General features: G+C 33.5%; 11 protein-coding genes and 2 pseudogenes. 10 read left to right on the top strand and 3 right to left on the bottom strand.

The window, feature by feature from the left end:
• Both tnpB and tnpA (A5883_RS11935) read right to left on the bottom strand, forming a co-directional pair.
• The coding region (gene tnpB / locus A5883_RS11940) for an IS200/IS605 family element RNA-guided endonuclease TnpB (protein WP_086338653.1) at positions 1–1,141 on the bottom strand (1,141 nt) is incomplete at its 3' end.
• Positions 1,142–1,152: 11 nt separating this feature from the next.
• Positions 1,153–1,554, bottom strand: a complete 402-nt coding sequence (gene tnpA / locus A5883_RS11935; RefSeq protein WP_086338652.1) for an IS200/IS605 family transposase — start codon at positions 1,552–1,554, stop codon at positions 1,153–1,155.
• Between the two features lie 214 nt (positions 1,555–1,768).
• On the opposite strand from tnpA (A5883_RS11935), the gene tnpA (A5883_RS11930) reads away from it, so the two are divergent.
• Positions 1,769–2,209 (top strand): IS200/IS605 family transposase, encoded by a 441-nt coding sequence (tnpA, locus tag A5883_RS11930; RefSeq protein WP_086338651.1) that lies wholly within the window; start codon positions 1,769–1,771, stop codon positions 2,207–2,209.
• A 72-nt stretch (positions 2,210–2,281) separates the two neighbouring features.
• Here the strand turns inward: tnpA (A5883_RS11930) and A5883_RS11925 are convergent, their stop codons facing one another.
• A complete protein-coding gene (locus A5883_RS11925) occupies positions 2,282–2,998 on the bottom strand; it encodes a MurR/RpiR family transcriptional regulator (protein ID WP_086338650.1) in 717 nt (238 codons plus the stop codon).
• Positions 2,999–3,316: 318 nt separating this feature from the next.
• On the opposite strand from A5883_RS11925, the pseudogene A5883_RS19685 reads away from it, so the two are divergent.
• The 9 genes and pseudogenes from A5883_RS19685 to A5883_RS11870 all read left to right on the top strand — a co-directional run.
• A pseudogene (locus A5883_RS19685) lies at positions 3,317–4,541 on the top strand (IS110 family transposase).
• Between the two features lie 244 nt (positions 4,542–4,785).
• Positions 4,786–5,589: a carbohydrate deacetylase gene (locus A5883_RS11915; RefSeq protein WP_086338649.1), complete on the top strand. Its 804-nt coding sequence runs from the start codon at positions 4,786–4,788 to the stop codon at positions 5,587–5,589.
• 42 nt (positions 5,590–5,631) lie between these two features.
• The gene (locus A5883_RS11910; protein ID WP_086338648.1) at positions 5,632–7,212 is read left to right on the top strand and encodes a PTS transporter subunit EIIC; all 1,581 of its coding nucleotides are present in this window, start codon (positions 5,632–5,634) and stop codon (positions 7,210–7,212) included.
• 34 nt (positions 7,213–7,246) lie between these two features.
• A complete protein-coding gene (locus A5883_RS11905) occupies positions 7,247–8,572 on the top strand; it encodes a family 4 glycosyl hydrolase (RefSeq protein WP_086338647.1) in 1,326 nt (441 codons plus the stop codon).
• A 183-nt stretch (positions 8,573–8,755) separates the two neighbouring features.
• Positions 8,756–9,042: pseudogene (locus tag A5883_RS11900) on the top strand (transposase); the annotation flags it as partial.
• Between the two features lie 987 nt (positions 9,043–10,029).
• Positions 10,030–10,842: a toll/interleukin-1 receptor domain-containing protein gene (locus A5883_RS11895; RefSeq protein ID WP_086338646.1), complete on the top strand. Its 813-nt coding sequence runs from the start codon at positions 10,030–10,032 to the stop codon at positions 10,840–10,842.
• A gap of 766 nt (positions 10,843–11,608) precedes the next feature.
• Positions 11,609–14,119 (top strand): DEAD/DEAH box helicase, encoded by a 2,511-nt coding sequence (locus A5883_RS11885; RefSeq protein ID WP_086338644.1) that lies wholly within the window; start codon positions 11,609–11,611, stop codon positions 14,117–14,119.
• A 503-nt stretch (positions 14,120–14,622) separates the two neighbouring features.
• Positions 14,623–16,173 carry an IS1182 family transposase gene (locus A5883_RS11875; RefSeq protein ID WP_086338642.1) on the top strand — a complete coding sequence of 517 codons (1,551 nt, stop codon included), beginning with the start codon at positions 14,623–14,625 and terminating at the stop codon, positions 16,171–16,173.
• A gap of 407 nt (positions 16,174–16,580) precedes the next feature.
• The coding region (locus A5883_RS11870) for a YSIRK-type signal peptide-containing protein (RefSeq protein WP_141108420.1) at positions 16,581–16,865 on the top strand (285 nt) is incomplete at its 3' end.

The raw sequence follows: 16,865 nt of genomic DNA, 5'->3' as shown, positions 1-16,865 counted from the left end.
CTAATCCCATGGAATGTAATCTTAGACCTTCGGTCAGAATATTGATACTAGCATTGATATCTCGGTCATGATGAGCATGACAAACAGGACAAGTCCATTCTCGAATTTCTAGAGATTTCTTGCCGTCTTTGTGTCCACAATTTGAACAGATTTGACTAGATGGAAACCATTTATCTACTTTGATGATTTTCCGACCGTACCAGTCAGCTTTGTATTGTAACCTAGTCACAAAACTAGACCATGAAACATCCGAAATACTTTTTGCTAGTTTATGATTACGCAACATACCTTTTGTATTTAAGTCTTCTATACAAATAATATCGTGGTTTTTGATAATCTCTGTACTCAACTTGTTTAAAAAGTCATTGCGTTGATTCATTACTTTTTCATGTAGTCGTGCTACTTTTCGTTTTTGTTTTTGATAATTTTTAGCTTCAAAGAGATTGATGCCTTTCTTTTTAGCTAGTAATGCACGTTTTGACAACTTACGTTGTTCACGTTTGAGTTTTTTTGCCATTTTTGACGTGAATTTATTGTTATCAATCTTTTGACCATCAGAAAGGATTGCAAAATCAGTTATACCAAGGTCAATTCCAATAGCGGAATTAGATCTAGGAAACTCAACTATTTCTTCTTCACACAGGATGGAGACAAAAAATTTACCACTCGAATTTTTCCGAATTGTAGCATTTAAGATTCGCCCTTTGGGCTCTTGACTTTTCGCAAATTTAACAAGTCCTAACTTAGGTAGTTTTATGAAATTATTTCTAATTTCAATACTATTATTCACATTTTTAGTTGTATAACTTTGTATAGGATGTTTTTTGCTTTTAAATTGTGGTCGTTTATTTTGCTTTTTAAAGAAGCGAGAAAAAGCATCAGAAAGATTTTTCAATGAGGATTGAATCGCAATACTGTCAACTTCTTTTAACCAAATTGTCTCTGCATTTCTTTTCATTTGTGGAAGCATGGCAGAACAAGAATTATAAGATAATCCTTTTCCAGTAGTCGCATATGCATGATTCCACAAATTCAAAAAATAATTATAGACAAATCTTGAACAGCCAATGGTTTTAGTCATTAATAGTTCTTGTTCTTGATTAGGATAGATTCTAAATTTATAAGCCTTATGTTGTAGCATATGGATTCACCTCATTTCTTTTTCTGATTTTGTATATATTTTCTAATTTGTTCTTCTGTATTTTCGCTAACAGTAGCTACAAAGTAGCTTGGATTCCAAAGATGTCCACCCCAAAGGAATTGTTTAAGTTCAGGATGTTTTTTAAACAGCAGTCTAGCGGATACGCCTTTAAATGCTTTAACAATACTAGGAATATAGTGTTGTGGGGTGCATTCAATAAGTAAATGAATATGGTCTTTATCTGATTCTATTTCCATAATTTTTATATTATTATCATCAGCAATTTGTTTCAAAAACTGTTTGACATCAATATCTACCTGACCATACAAAACATCATGTCGATATTTTACACACCAAACAAGATGATATTGAATAGAATAGACATAACCACGTCCATAATGAATTTCTGACATACAAAAACACCTCGCAATTATTTTAATATATGTACCTCTACAAAATCAATTATTACAAGACATTCCACTATTATTTAGTTTATATTTGTCAGTTGTTTAACCTAGCTAAAGCTAGGCCACAACTGAAGCCGAGAACACCCATGATTAAAATCACGGGTGTTCTCGGCTAGTTCATAAAAAGAAAGGATAGATCTTAAGAAATCTATCCTTTTTTATGTCTAATTTAGCACATACGAGATGGAATTGTAAGTATCACATAGTCTTCACCCCGAAGTATCGACGAAAAGTGATTTATGGAAAGTTAAGAGTAAGTATTGGTCAGATAGTAAGGAAATTGTGTGAGATGAAAGATGTTGAAATCATTGAAGCTCATGAAATGCCTAGCCATATTCAACTGTTAGTAAGAATACCGCCAAAGATCAGTATTTCTAGTTTTATGGGTTACTTAAAAGGACGAAGTGCAACCTTAATCCATGAAAAACATGCGAATTTGAAATACAAGTATGGGAATAAAAGTTTTTGGTCCAAAGGATACTACGTGAGTACGGTTGAGTTAAATCAAAAAACAAGTGAAAAATATATTCGAGAACAAGAAGCAGATGATCGAATAAGAGATAGTATAAGTAAACAAGAGTATGTAGATCCATTTAAATAGTTAAAGAGAGATAGGGCCGTGAGCGGTTGGTGGTTATATATATAAAAGCTAACCATTTCCATGGATGAATGCTTACTTCATGTATATATCAATTAAGTATTCTATTAGATTTAGAGAATTACCAAAAAAAAAATTTAAGTATTGGTTCTCATGATCAACGCCTATAGTGCCTCTTTCTACAATGAATGAAAGATCACTTTGCTTTACATACGTACTATTTTCAGTAGCAGTTATAGCAATGACCTTGCCACCATAGTTTTTACATTCTTGCATTTTAATTATGCCATGCTTGTTTTCTCCAGATTGGGAGAAAGTAATTAATGTATGTGGCGTTTTATCTGAAACTAAACTTATTTCAACTCCATCTAGATCGATTGCATAGATTTTTTTGAGAAGAAGCTTTCGATATGTATAATCTACCAGAAATTGACAAAAACCTTCTCCAAATAGATAGATTTTTTTGGTATCAAATGCATTTGAAAAATATTCATCAATTGTCTCCCAATTGTAAAAAGAACTAGCAAATGGGAGATTATCAATTTGCCTACTCGATTTAATAGAAAACTCTGTTTCTAAGAAAAAAATAAACTCCTTAAAATTTTTGAAACCGGCACGTTTTACTAGACGGCTGATGGAAGACTGAGATGTAAAATTTTTCTCTGCTACAGTCTTTATTTCTATTTGCTTCTTTTTTTTGATGTCCGAAATTATATTTTGGATGATTTTTTCATCGTCATCTCTAAGATTACTGTTCGGCAGCAATCTGTTAAAATAGTAAATTTTCTCCATATTTATAATCATTCCTTTCGCGATTCCGCTCAAGGCATAACACCGAATGAAAAAGCGTTGCGTTTTTAGCGGAATCTTGTTTTTTTGTAGTAAAATTATCTTGAAGAAGCCTAGACACACTACAAATCACGGGGAGATTAAGTGCGAAGCCTCACTTTTCGACCTTGAATATTTATACGTGTAGCTTGGTTTTTTAGGCACAACAAACTGTGCTACAGAGCACGTAAACTTATTTTGGGATAAACGACTCGTTTGTGCAGAACCAGGCAGTTCCTGTATAGTTTTTCTTCTAAATTCTATGGGAGGGAGTCTCTCACGATGCTAAAAATCGTATATCCTAATTGTTGTGCCATCGACGTCCACAAAACGTTTGTTATTGCGGTGATCGAAATTACTGACAGTGAAGGAGTCACTCAATATAAACGCCACCGCTTTTTAACGTTTACGAACGGGTTGAAAGAGCTGAAAAAATGGCTTGAGTTCTATTCCTGTTTTCATGTTTGCCTTGAGTTAACTGGAAAATATTGGATCCCTATTTATAACGTTCTTGAGGACGAAATGGACATTTGTCTCGCACACCTCAAATATGTTAAAGCGATTTGCGGGAAGAAAACTGATAAGAAAGACGCTAAATGGATCGCCGACTTATACATATACGATTTGGTCGTAGGTAGTTTTATTCCCACAGCTAAAATTCGTCAATTACGAGATTTATTCCGTTAGCGAATGAAATTGCCCCATCTTTAGACGGGAGAAAAGAATTGCTATCAAAATTGCCTCACTTGGTCGAATCTTCAAATCGCAAGTGTTGTTTCCGATGTTTCTGGGAAATCTGCTCAGAAAATCATTCAAAGTGTCTTGGATAATCTTGACGAGAAACCGGATATTGTTTCGTTACTTGATTGTCGTATGAAAGCTTCTGTTGAAGAGCTCGAGCTCTCGATGGATGGTGAGCTATCAGAGGAACAGGCAGAGAAAAACTGCGTGTGATCAAAGCTCACTATGACGAGATTACATTATGCAAATACGATCTCGAAGAGATGATTACTGAGATAGATAAGGAATATAAGAACCAACAAGAGCTGATTCAAACCATTCTAGGATTCAAAAACCTATTGACTGCGTTACGAGTGATTTCAGAAATTGGGATCGATATGAACCAATTCCCTACTGCAGGATATCTTTGTTCGTGAGTCGGCGTTGTTTCTGCCAATAACGAAAGTGCTGGTAAAAAGTTTTCGACGCGTATCTCTAAAGGTGGTCGCTATCTTAAACCGTTACTTGTCGAAGTCGCGAATGACGTGGTGGGAAAAATCTTGAACATCGAAACAAATATTTACAACTTAAAAAGCGCAGAGGGCACAAAAAAGCAATTATTGCGATTGCTCGTCGTTTGTTTGTGGCCATCTGCCACATTCTCAAAAAAGGTGAGCCGTATGATTCGAGGCTTTGTCACTATTAAGAATATGTGGCACCGAATAAAACACTGTCTATTCGCGAAGCCATTCAATTTGTCAAAAATCATGGGTTTCAAATTGCTTGATTTGGTATAGTCCAAAAAACAATATCAAAACCTCTTTTTCGTGTGGTTTTTTTCTACAATTATGTGAATGATTCAATCAGTATTTTTTTCAAACTTGCTCTTTCTGAAATTACTTTCGATAACGGAAAGGACTATTATCCTTAATTGGTAGTATTGTATGCCCTATCTATATAGATTATACTACGATCATAAAGAAAGCAAATACAATTGTATGAAAGTAATTTCTTTACGAAAGAGGCAAAAAATGAAGAAAATAATTATTAATGCGGATGATTTTGGATACTCGACTGCGGTTAATTTAGGTATTGTAGAAGCATATAAAAATGGAGTTCTGACTTCTACTACTCTAATGGCTAACATGCCTGGATGTGATAACGCAATTGAGTTAGCAAAGAAGAATCCTGGTCTTGGAGTTGGTGGACATTTAGTGTTAACTTGTGGCTCCCCAAGAACAAAGAATCGTACATTAACAGATTGTAATCAAAATTTTTTTGGATTAAAAGAATATCAGGTCAATCGGAGTATGATGGATGAACACGAGATATTTAATGAATGGTGTAGCCAAATTGATTATTTAATAGAAAAAGGACTGAAATTGACTCATTTAGATAGCCATCATCATGTGCATACATTTCCTGAAAACTACGAAATTACTAAAAGAATCGCTGAAAAATATCATTTGTGTTTTCGAAATGTATATGGACTTGAAGAAAATGTAGAGCTTCCTTATCAAAAGGGAATCAGTGGCTTTTTAGATTTGATGGATCATGACGAGATTCGAAATCTCAAGTTCACTGTAAATGAAAGGTATAAAGAATGTTTTGAAGAAATTCAATCAGTCTTAGACTTAGTTGAGGAGGGGGAAGTCACGGAATTAATGGTCCATCCAGCGTTTGTTGATGAAACTTTATATTTTAATTCTTCTTTTAATGTTCAACGCGTCAAAGAAGTTACTCTACTATGTGATCCTTTGATGCGTGCTGTTATAGAACAGCGGAATATTGAGTGTTTTCACTATGGAAATTTGGTGATGCTAGAAAATAGGTAGACGATATGTAAATAATTTTTATTAAAGAAGGAGATGTGAAAGATGAAAGAGAAGTTTATGAAGTCTGCTGGTACTTTTTCTAAGGCAATAATCCAACCTGTTATGTTTATGGCAGTAACGGGGATTATTTTATCTGTCTGTGCAATTTTTAAACTTGAAATGATGCCTAATGGATTTAAGGAAGTTGGGAATTTTGTTTTTAATATTATGTCTGGTGGTATGATTGGTCAATTAAGCGCGATTTTTTGTGTAGGGATAGCGACTGCTTTAGCTAAACCTAAATACAAAACGGATGCGGCAATTTTGGGCATCATAACTTATCTAGTTTTTTTATATGCTAATAATGCTTGGTTGACAGTCACAAATCGTCTGGCACAAGCTGGAGAACAAGGGCTTTATGGTACCGGACAAGGAACAGTTTTTGGAATTCAAGTCACTGATATGGGTGTATTTTTAGGGATTTTGCTAGGTGTTTTTGTAGGAGTGATGGTCAATAAATTTGGAGAAATCAAACTTCATAAATATTTAGCACCATATTCAGGAACTAAATCTGCTTATATCTTAATTATTTTTGCAACTATTTTATTTGCTATTGGAATTACTTATTTTTGGCCAGCGGTTAATTCGGTAGTCGAGTCGATTGTTAAAGCAACGACTACTGCTGGATCAGTGGGATGCTTTTTCTATGGGTTTTTAAATAGACTATTGCTACCATTAGGGTTACATCACTTTTTATGGATGCCAATCTTTTACACGCCACTTGGAGGAACAGCAGAAATTGCCGGTCAAGTTTATAACGGTGCATTTAACATTTGGTTAGCAGAACTAGGAAATGCTGGATCGATTACTGCAATGCATCCATCAATTGGATATTTGGCAAACTTTGGCTCGATTTCTCTTCCTATTGGGATTGCTGTTGCATTTTGGCAAACTGCTCGTCCTGAGAATCGAAAAAAAGTTGCTGCAATATTGATTCCGACAGTGACAACAGCATTTTTAGCAGGGGTTACTGAACCATTAGAGTTTCTTTTTTTATTTCTGTCACCGCTCTTGTGGATAGCACATGCTGTTGTTTATGGATTAAGCATGTTAATCACAAACTTAGTCGGAATTAACATTCAATTTGACACTGGTATTAATATGATTATCAATAGTTTTGCTTTTCCAAGTCGTTTGGGACATCAGTATTTAATTCCTATTGTATTCATTGTAACAGGCGTATTGGAATACTTTGTATTCAAAACGTTAATTCTTAAGCTAGATATTCCCACGCTGGGACGCGAAAAGAAAGACTCTTCTGATGGGTCTGTAGTCACAGATGAAGCCGTTGAGCTACAAAATTCAATTGATGCTGACTCTGAATTTGAACCACAGATTCAAAATATTGTAGCTGGTCTTGGTGGGGCAGATAATATTGAAAATATTATTAACTGCTATACAAGGCTCCGGGTTGATGTAAAAGATGCTGATAAAGTAAATATGCAGATTCTTAAAGAAAAGGTCCAATCATCTGGCATAGTGGATAAGGGCAAACATATTCAAATTATTATTGGTGTTGGCGTAGAGGAAGAGAGAGAAAAAGTAGAAGCTTATATGGCTAAATTAAAAGTAGCCGAAGTATAGCATAGTATTGATATAACAATTGGAGGAATTAAAAGTGGGCAACAAATTTGTAATGATCGGTGGAGGATCCACCCAATCACTTGGTATTTTGGAAGTTTTACGAAAAAGAGCAAAAGAGCTAAATTTAACTGACCTTGTCTTATATGACAATGATGAAGAGCGAGTAAATCTTTTGGGACAGTATACTAAAATGTATTATGGAGAAACTGGGTCCAAAGTAAATATCACTTATACTACAGATATAGATAAAGCATTACAAGGTGCTGATTTCTTATTCATGCAAATACGTCCAGGTTTAAATAAACAAAGAGCAATTGATGAGAAGATCTGTATACGAAATGGAGTTGTGGGACAAGAAACTTGTGGACTAGGAGGATTCTCATTTGCGATGCGTGTTATCCCTGCTGTGCTAGAGATCATTCGTAAGGTTAAAGAAATTTGTCCCGATGCATGGATTTTAAACTATACTAATCCGGAAGCTATCTTATCTGAAGCAATTTATCGAGAATTCCCAGATGCAAATGTATTGTGTATTTGTGATATGCCAATTTCTATCGAAGGTGCAATTGCCAAGTATTTTAATAAGGATTTACGAGATCTTACATTTAAGTATTTTGGCTTAAATCACTTTGGATGGTGGACGAATGTCATTGATGAAAAGGGCAAAGATTTGCTTCCTGAACTTCGAGAAGATGTTTTATCAGGAAAAATTGATACGTTACTTATGTCCAATGGAGAGACAGAGGGTGATCAATACTGGATTGACACTTATAAACAAATGATTAGTCTATTCAAAAGGTTTCCAGAGTATTTTCCAAATTGTTACTTGCAGTATTATTTGACCCCTGATGAAACGATTGCTCACGATGATCCAAGTTTTACTCGCGGAGATTATGTCATGCAAGGACGTGAGAAAAGAATTTATGATGAATGTTGTCGAGTAATTGCAGCAGGTTCTGCTAAGGACTCTACTCTTCATGCAGGGGTTCATGGGAATTATATTGTTGATATTGCCTATGCAATTATTCACAATACGAGAGAACGCTTTACAGTAAATAAAAAGAATCATGGGGCAATTTCTAACTTTGACTCAGAAGCAGTAGTAGAAATACCAGCTTATGTTGGTTCTATGGGTGCTGAAACAATAAATATTGGAGAGATTCCTGCTTTTCAAAAGGGATTGATGGAAATGCAAAAAGCCTATGAAAAAATGACAGTGGATGCTGCGTTGTCAGGGTCATATCAAACAGCTTTGGAAGCTGTCATGTTGAATAAAACAATTCCTAATTATACTATTGGGAAAAAAGTATTAGATGAGTTATACGAAGCTAACAAGGGATTATGGCCCGATTTAAGTTAAGTATTTTAGAAGTGTATTCTACTGTGAATTATGAAATAGAGTCGTCGCTATGGCGGCTTTTTCTTGTATGGAAAGCATTTTGAGAAATTTTGCTAGTGTACGAAACAAAAAAATTGCACGTTTCTGTGTGTGGACGAGATAAAAGTTTAGCACATACGAGATAGAAGTATAAGGTTCAAATAGGTTTTTACTCCGAAGCATTGACGAAAAGTGATTTATAGAAAGTTAAGAGTAAGTATTGGTCAAATAGTAAGAGAATTGTGTTCAAAATTAGTATTTCCAGTTTTATGGGCTATTTAAAAGGATGTAATGCAACCTTAATTGATGAAAAATATGCGAATTTGAAAGATAAGTATGAAAATAAAAGCTTTTGCTTTAAAGGATATTATGTGAGTATGGTTGGATTAAATCAAAAAACACTTGAAAAGTGTATTCGGAAACAAGAGGCAGATGAATTAGAGATAGTATAAGTAAACAATAGTATATAGATCCATTTAAATAATGAAAGAGTGATAGGGGTATGAGTCCTTTAAGAACTGGGAAAAGTGTTTTTAATCTTTTATTGCGAACAGTTGTCAAGTATCGTTGGCAACTGTTATTCGTGCATTGGAAGAGTTTAAAAACTATTTACCTAGGTCGTTTAATAAAATATTGATGGTGGATGTATTTTGTTTTCATACTTCCGCTGAGGATAAAAATGAGCTTTATTTGTACAGATGTGAAACAAGAAAACTACCTAGATTAACAAGCTACTTTTGAAGCTACATTAATCCTAAAAAATAGAATTCTTAGTCACTGACATGAGTGTCGCCTACTTTGAGTTTATCTAATGTATTTTGCTCAATGTCAAATTAGTGGTTGATTGGTGTTATATTGTCGAATACATGAATTACGTTTTCAACAATTTACGTATCGATGAATTGAACGAGCGGGGAAAGGTGAGCCTAAAAGTGTAGATGAAAAATTAAAGAATTATTGACGATTTCTGTAAAAAACATGTTAATACTAATCGCTATGAATACATGACACAGCAAAGTTTACAAAAATAAAAAAGGTTGAAGTTATTCCAGAAGACACACTTTCTTTTAAGAGTTTTCATCAATAACAAATTGTATTAATCTATTACACTTCTTGTTGTGTGTAAAGTTAGTAATTAAATAATGACGTATCAACAAAACGTTTAAAGTTTTTACGGTTAAAACCAGTACTCGTATATATTGATGTTTTCTGACCGTTTAACTTACTTTGATAAAAAGTTTAATATTTAATGAATCCATACATAATTGATATATTCAACTAAATGATAATGAATAGATAAAAACTTGATATATTTTTCATTCAATAAATTTCACTAAAAACATTGAAAGTAACATATTGTAGAGATAAAATATTTTAAAGGATTGATTAATTATTTTGAGTAACACTTGTATTAATGTAATTTGAAGCGAGGTATAGTGATGAGCAAAAAAGTATTTATTAGTCATTCAACAAAAGACAGTGCTTATGCTCTTAACTTTATAGAGCTGTTGAAGAGTTTTGGGTTTCGAGAAAAGGATATCTTTTGTAGTTCAGATTATTCTACTGGTATTAATTATGGGGAACGTATCTTTGAGCGTTTGAAAAACGAATTATCAGATGGACCTATTATGATTTATCTATTATCTAAACACTATTATGAAAGTGTGATTTGTCTAAATGAAATGGGTGCTTCATGGATGGTGAGTGAAGATCATTATCCTATAACATTACCTAATTTCAATGTAAAAGATATAGAGGGTGCTATTAGTCAAGATAGATTAAGCTTGGTTGTAGGAGATCAATTTCAAGTAGCGGATCTGTTTCGATTAATTAGAGAAATTAGTACAAGCGCAAATATAGAATGGCCGGATTTAGTTAGTTTGAGTCCCGTGGAATATATTGAGCCAATTACAAAGAATTTAAATGCTGTTTTTTTAGAAAGTAAATCTTTGTGCCCTATTGAAGACAATTGGTTCGAAACAGTTTTGGGTGAAAAAAGAGAAGTCTTAGGAAAATACAAAGACCAGGCTTGTTGTTTTGAACTACCGAAAATAATATTGTCAAAACACTTGAAAATAAATGATGAAGAAACTGAAAAGAGACAGTTTTTGTTTATTTGGAATACTCAAGGTGAATTTAAAAGTGGAGAAAAAGTACGATTTCATTTAAAAGATAGTAAACAAAAACAATTTCCTGATATTGGATTATGCAGAAATATTTATGTATATTCCATAAATAGAATAGAAGAATAAACTCTGAAGTCTATATTAATTAAAATATTTTTAAAATATATTTATCAAATTCCGTCAAGAATTGAGTTATTTTTTATTATTCAAATCAAATTTATATAAATTGATCAAAAAATTCTAATTCTCATGTTGTTAAATAATTTAGATTCATAAAATGTGATTTTAACTGTATTTCTTTGTTTCTATTTTCTTATTAGAGTAAAGTTATCATATTGACGATGCATTTTCATAGGTCAGAAGGCTTTGAAGTTTCTCACAGAAACTATCATCTAACCTTTCTGGAAGTTCTTTCAACATGAAGAAAAACAAGGTGTGGAGACTCTTTGTTTCGAAAATCTTTAACCAACTTGTGAAAAAGGGATGCATCTCCTTCAGGGGGCTAGAAAAACCAAGTACAAGTAATAGGATCATTGGAAAAAGATTATCTAAATCAAATGCAACTTTTTTGATAGTTTGTGTTTTCATAAGTTTTTTACCTGATCTTAAAGGATGAGTCTAACCTATAACAAACTAATTGTTTTGTATGAGATCATAATCAACTGGTTGAATTATTTTTAATGAAAAACTGCTTCACTTTTTTGTATTCATTTTTGAATAGATTTGTTTTAGAAAGAAATCATTTACTAGTTTTATGTTAGGACTAATTAGTTTTATCAGGCAGTTTGGTTAGAAAACATATAGTAATTTTTAATATTTTCGATAAAGGATTTTTCCATATTAGATAAGCGTGATAGTTCAATTCAACTACAGGGAGAAGGGATTTTTACTTATGCTTAATGTGGGGGAAATATATAGATTAAAAAATAACCAGAAAGCTCGTTTAGTGGCTATTTACCCTGATTATTTTTCAAAAAAAGACTTTGTTCTTTTAAAAATAAACGAAAGTTATTCAATTGCAGATTTATTAGAATTTCAGGCAAATATTGTTATGGACGTTGTAATTTCAAAAGCAAAAAGAACAACATCGGAAAAAGTTCAACTGTATCGATCGTATTTTAGAGGAAGAGAAAATATGATAGCCACAAGTTTCGAAAATAATAGTGGGAAACGAGTTTATTATCCTTTATGTCTTTCTCGAAAAAAATATTCTTGTCCAAAGATTAAAAAGTTGAATTTTCCATGTACAAAATGTCAATTTCAAAATTTTCAACCTATTTTAAATGAACAAATTATTGATCATCTGAGAGGATTCGATAGAGACGGAAGAGAAGTTTTTTATGGAATATATCCTTTAACTGAAGGAAATACTGTGTACTTTCTAGCCTTTGATTTTGATAAAAAAGATTGGCAACAATCAGGCTTAGCTTTTGTTAAAGCGGCTAAAAAACTTGATTTGTCACCATTAATAGAATTATCTCAATCAGGAAATGGTTGTCATATTTGGTTTTTCTTTGCAGAAGCCATCCAAGCTAAACTTGTAAGACAGTTTGGTTTTGGTCTTTTAAAGTATGCAATGTTGGATCAACCCAAATTGACATTTGATTCCTATGACCGAATGTTTCCAAATCAAGATGAGCTTTCTTACGGCGGTTTTGGTAATTTAATTGCTTTACCTTTACAAGGTTCAAAAGTCAAAAATGGCACAAGTCGTTTTATTGATGAACATTTTAATTTGATTGAAGATATTTGGGGTACTTTAGAAGCTACTCCCAAGTTAGAAAAAAAGCAAATAGAACGAATTATTAAAGAGATTGACTATGTATTACCTACAGAATACTATCAGAAAACCTATGAGCAATCAAAAATTTCTTATAAAGAATTATCATTGTTTACTGATTCTGAAAATAAGTTTCCTGTGTCTTTTATGAATAAAATCAATGTCGTAGTGTGTAATCAATTAGAGATAAAAAGAAATGAGTTAACGAAGGAAGAACTTTTACAACTGAAATTTTTAGCTACCTTTCATAACAAAGCTTTTTATGTCGCTCAAAATAAACGTCAATCTACCAGAGGAATTCCACGATTTATTTGTTTAGCTAAAATAACTGATTCTGCTGTATATTTGCCAAGAGGTTTAGAACCTCAAGTTCGTAACCTTTTTTCGAATGCTTCATTTGTTTATCAAACAGAGATGGGCAAAAGAATAAATATTAACTTTAAAGGTTCTTTATATCCAAAACAAGAAAAAGCGTTAACAGATCTAATGTTAAGATCTATGGGAATTTTATGTGCAGGAACCGGCTTTGGTAAAACAGTTGTTGCAGCGAAGTTAATAGCAGAAAAAAAGGTTAGTACCTTAGTGCTTGTTCATAACAAGAATTTAGCTAATCAATGGAGAGCCAGCTTAGAAAATTTTTTAGAAATTGAAGATACCCCATTTGAAGAACAGACTCCTACTGGGCGGAGGAGAAAAAAATCAAAAATCGGGAAAATATATGGTGGGACTATTAACAGAAGTAATCTAGTTGATATTGGGCTTTTCCAATCTCTTGCGAAGCAACAAAATTTGGAAGAATTGTTTAAAGACTACGGAATGATTATAGTTGATGAAGCACATCATGTTGCTGCAAAAACATTTGAAGATGTTATAAAAAAAGCTGCAAGTCAATATATTTATGGATTGACTGCTACGCCTAACAGAGATGATGGATTGGAAAATATTCTCTACATGAGATTAGGAGAAATACGTCATATTGCAGAAAAAGAAGTTCCTACACATGTCATACAAAAATTATATATGCGCTTTACTTCTGTAGGAGAACAACTTCCAACGGTTCAACAACAGTCAATTCATGAGAATTATCAAATGATCATGGAGTCTGAGGAACGAACAAAACAGGTTATTTTGGATATATTAGAAAACTTGCAACAAAATCGACATATCATAGTTCTAACAAGATTTATTAAACATCTAACTTTGTTAGAACAACAGCTAAAAAAGAGAATTCAAGATTGTAGACTTTATATTCTCAATGGTCAAATGAAGACAAAAGAATTACGAAAAGAATTGCTCTTATTAAAAAAAGAAGGGAAACCTTTTGTTTTATTAACAACAATGAACTATGCTGGAGAAGGATTTGATTTGCCCGCATTAGACACATTGTTTTTGGCAATGCCTATTTCAAGTCACAATAACTTAAAGCAATATTTAGGTCGTTTGCTTCGAAACTTAGAAGGAAAGGAAGAGCTACGGGTTTATGATTATGTAGATTATGCAATTCCAATGATTTATAAAATGCACCAAAAACGATTACGAACATATAAAAAACTAGGCTATGAATTATGGGAGAATAAGCAATCAGAATTATATAAAAGTAATTTATTCAATAAAGAAAACTAAGGAATTTAAACTACCAATTGTTTTTCAAAGAAAACATTTATCAAAAATTTATCGTTATAGATAGCCAGTTATTCTGGAGTCTTCCTAAAAATCATCAATCAGAAGATGAAGTAGCATTAAGAATTTATTCCAGTGAAATGTCTGAGCGGTTGTCTATGTTTTTAAAACAATAGTTTTTGCTAATTTTATATCTGTGGTGTTGATTAATTTCAATACATTAAAGAATATTTTCAAAGAGTTGCTGGCTTGGTTTAAAAGTTTACTGTAGAAAATAATATGCTTTTGAACCTTTTTTAGTCCTCGAACAGAATGTACTTTGAATTTTAATGGCTTAGTGTTTCCAGAGAAAATAGTCTCTATTGGGACTGTGACATAAGTCCATAGAAGAAAACCGCAAGAAATGACGAGAAATCGTTCATTTCTTGCGGTTTTTTGGGTAAAATAAAAAGGAGTATCGGTTCCCGCCACTGCCCCATCATTTAATCCTGAAAGGACTAAACAAAATGTATACTAATTATAACATGAATCAACTCACTTTGGATCTATCTACTTCATTTTCTCCAGAAGAAAATCATGTCGCCGTTTTTATCCATGAACTGGTCGAAGCGCTTCAGATTCATGACCCCTATCTTTTTGGTCGACCAAGAGAATATGATTTAGGTGCCATGATGAAGTTGGTTCTTTTTGCATATACGCGAGAAACCTTTACAAGTCGCAAGATTGAACGCTTAGCTGAAGAAAACCTATATGCTCGCTGGTTGACGCAAGAACGGGTTCCGACTTATCGAACGATCGCCCGCTTTTGTGTATCCAACGATGTACAGGAGTTGACCAATAAAGGATTAGATCAGTTGACAGAGTATCTGCGTGCACGAAATCTGATTGATGATGCGCTGTTTATTGACGGCACAAAAATCTTGGCGGATGCGAATAAGTACAGCTTTGTCTGGAAGAAAAACACGATCCGGTTCGATCAAATGAATCGCGAAAAACTGCTTACTATGATGACGGAACTAAGAGAAGCGTATGCCCTGAAACAGATTCCCGAAGGGACGACCCTGACAGTAGACATGATAGATGAACGGTTAACACGGATGGAACTACGTCTGGAAGAACTAGAAAAAGAAGTTGAGGAAACGAAACGTCTTTCGCCAAATCCAGCGAAACAACAACGGCGAACGTTGAAAAGCCAAGTACGCAAATTAAATACAAAACGAGAAAAACTTCTGGAACATCAAACGCAGTTTTCTATTTATGGGACAAGAAACAGTTATTCAAAAACTGATCATGATGCGACATTCATGCGCGTAAAAGAAGCCCCTATGAAAAATGGCCAACTTAAGCCTGCGTATAACCTGCAGATCGCTACCTGTAATCAATTTGTACTCGACTACGATGTCTTTCAAAACCCAACAGACACTAAGACACTGAAACCATTACTGGAAAAAATGAAGATCGCACAAAAGTCCCCTCATTATTTGGTCGCCGATGCAGGCTATGGTTCAGAAAGCAATTACCGCTATATAGAAGATGAACTTCCCCAGCATACTGCACTGATTCTTTATGGAACGATGTTTAAAGAACAAAGCAAGAAATGGCAGACAGATGATCGGAAAGTAATGAATTGGGATTATGAGCCTAAGGAGGATTTTTACATCGATCCCAAAGAGGTACGATTCAATTTTCATGCCTACCGTCAAAGAACAGATGCGGATGGCTTTGTCCGAGATTTTAAAGAATACCAAGCAGAAAAAACGGATGCGAACCAAGCGCTCATTCCTGAAGCCTTAACCCCAAAGGGGAATCGCAGAAAGATCACTGTAAATCTGTCTTGGGAATACCATAAAGAAAAACAAAAAGAGCGCTTATCAACGCCTGAAATTCAAAAAATATATGGTCGGAGAAAGATTGACGTGGAAACAGTCTTCGGATTTATGAAGGCTTGTTTGGGTTTCACTCGATACACGGTTCGGGGCTTAGAAAAAGTCAGAAAACAGACGGGTTTACTCATTCCGGCAATCAATATGATGAAATTGACAAAAATAGGTACTTGAACTAACCAAAATGAATAAAAAAACAAGGAGCACTCGAAAAACCACATGATTTTCGAGTGCTCCTTGTTTTTTGGAAGGCATAACTAGTTAACTTATGTCACGCTCCCTTATCTTCCTTAATTTATCTATATATTTTGTTAAGCGTATATATTAGACCTCATTTTTTCAAAGTTTTTGAGGCTAACATATGTGTTTTTTGTGATTTCTAAAATTCTTAAGGGGTATCGTTTAGGGGAAGTAATCAAAACGAGATAAATAATATAATGATGATATATATTAATAATGATGATATATGATTTTTCTTTATTTTAAATAAGTGTTGTTTAAAGCTTGATTAGCTGATATTTGAATGAAAGTCGGAATCGCATAAGTATATAATTATATATAAAATTGGAGGTGGAACAAAAATGTTTTCTAAAAACAATAGAAAAATGATTTTGAAAAGAACGGAGAAAAGAAAGCTTAGGTATTCGATAAAAAAATTAAGTGTTGGTGTTGCTTCAGTATTAGTTGGAATTTACATTGGTTTTGGTGGAGCTGAGAGTGGAAATGCTCAAGTAGTAAATGAATCAATGGAAAAACCGATTGTTGTTGAAGAAACTATAGCGGCAGAAGCACCAGTTACAAATGAAGCAAATGAAGAAACTATAGTGGCAGAGGCACCAGTTACAAATGAAGCAAATGAAGAAACT

Source organism: Enterococcus sp. 5B3_DIV0040 (genome assembly GCF_002140755.1).
Taxonomy (GTDB): domain Bacteria; phylum Bacillota; class Bacilli; order Lactobacillales; family Enterococcaceae; genus Enterococcus_D; species Enterococcus_D casseliflavus.
This window is presented reverse-complemented; position numbering and strand designations above follow the sequence as displayed.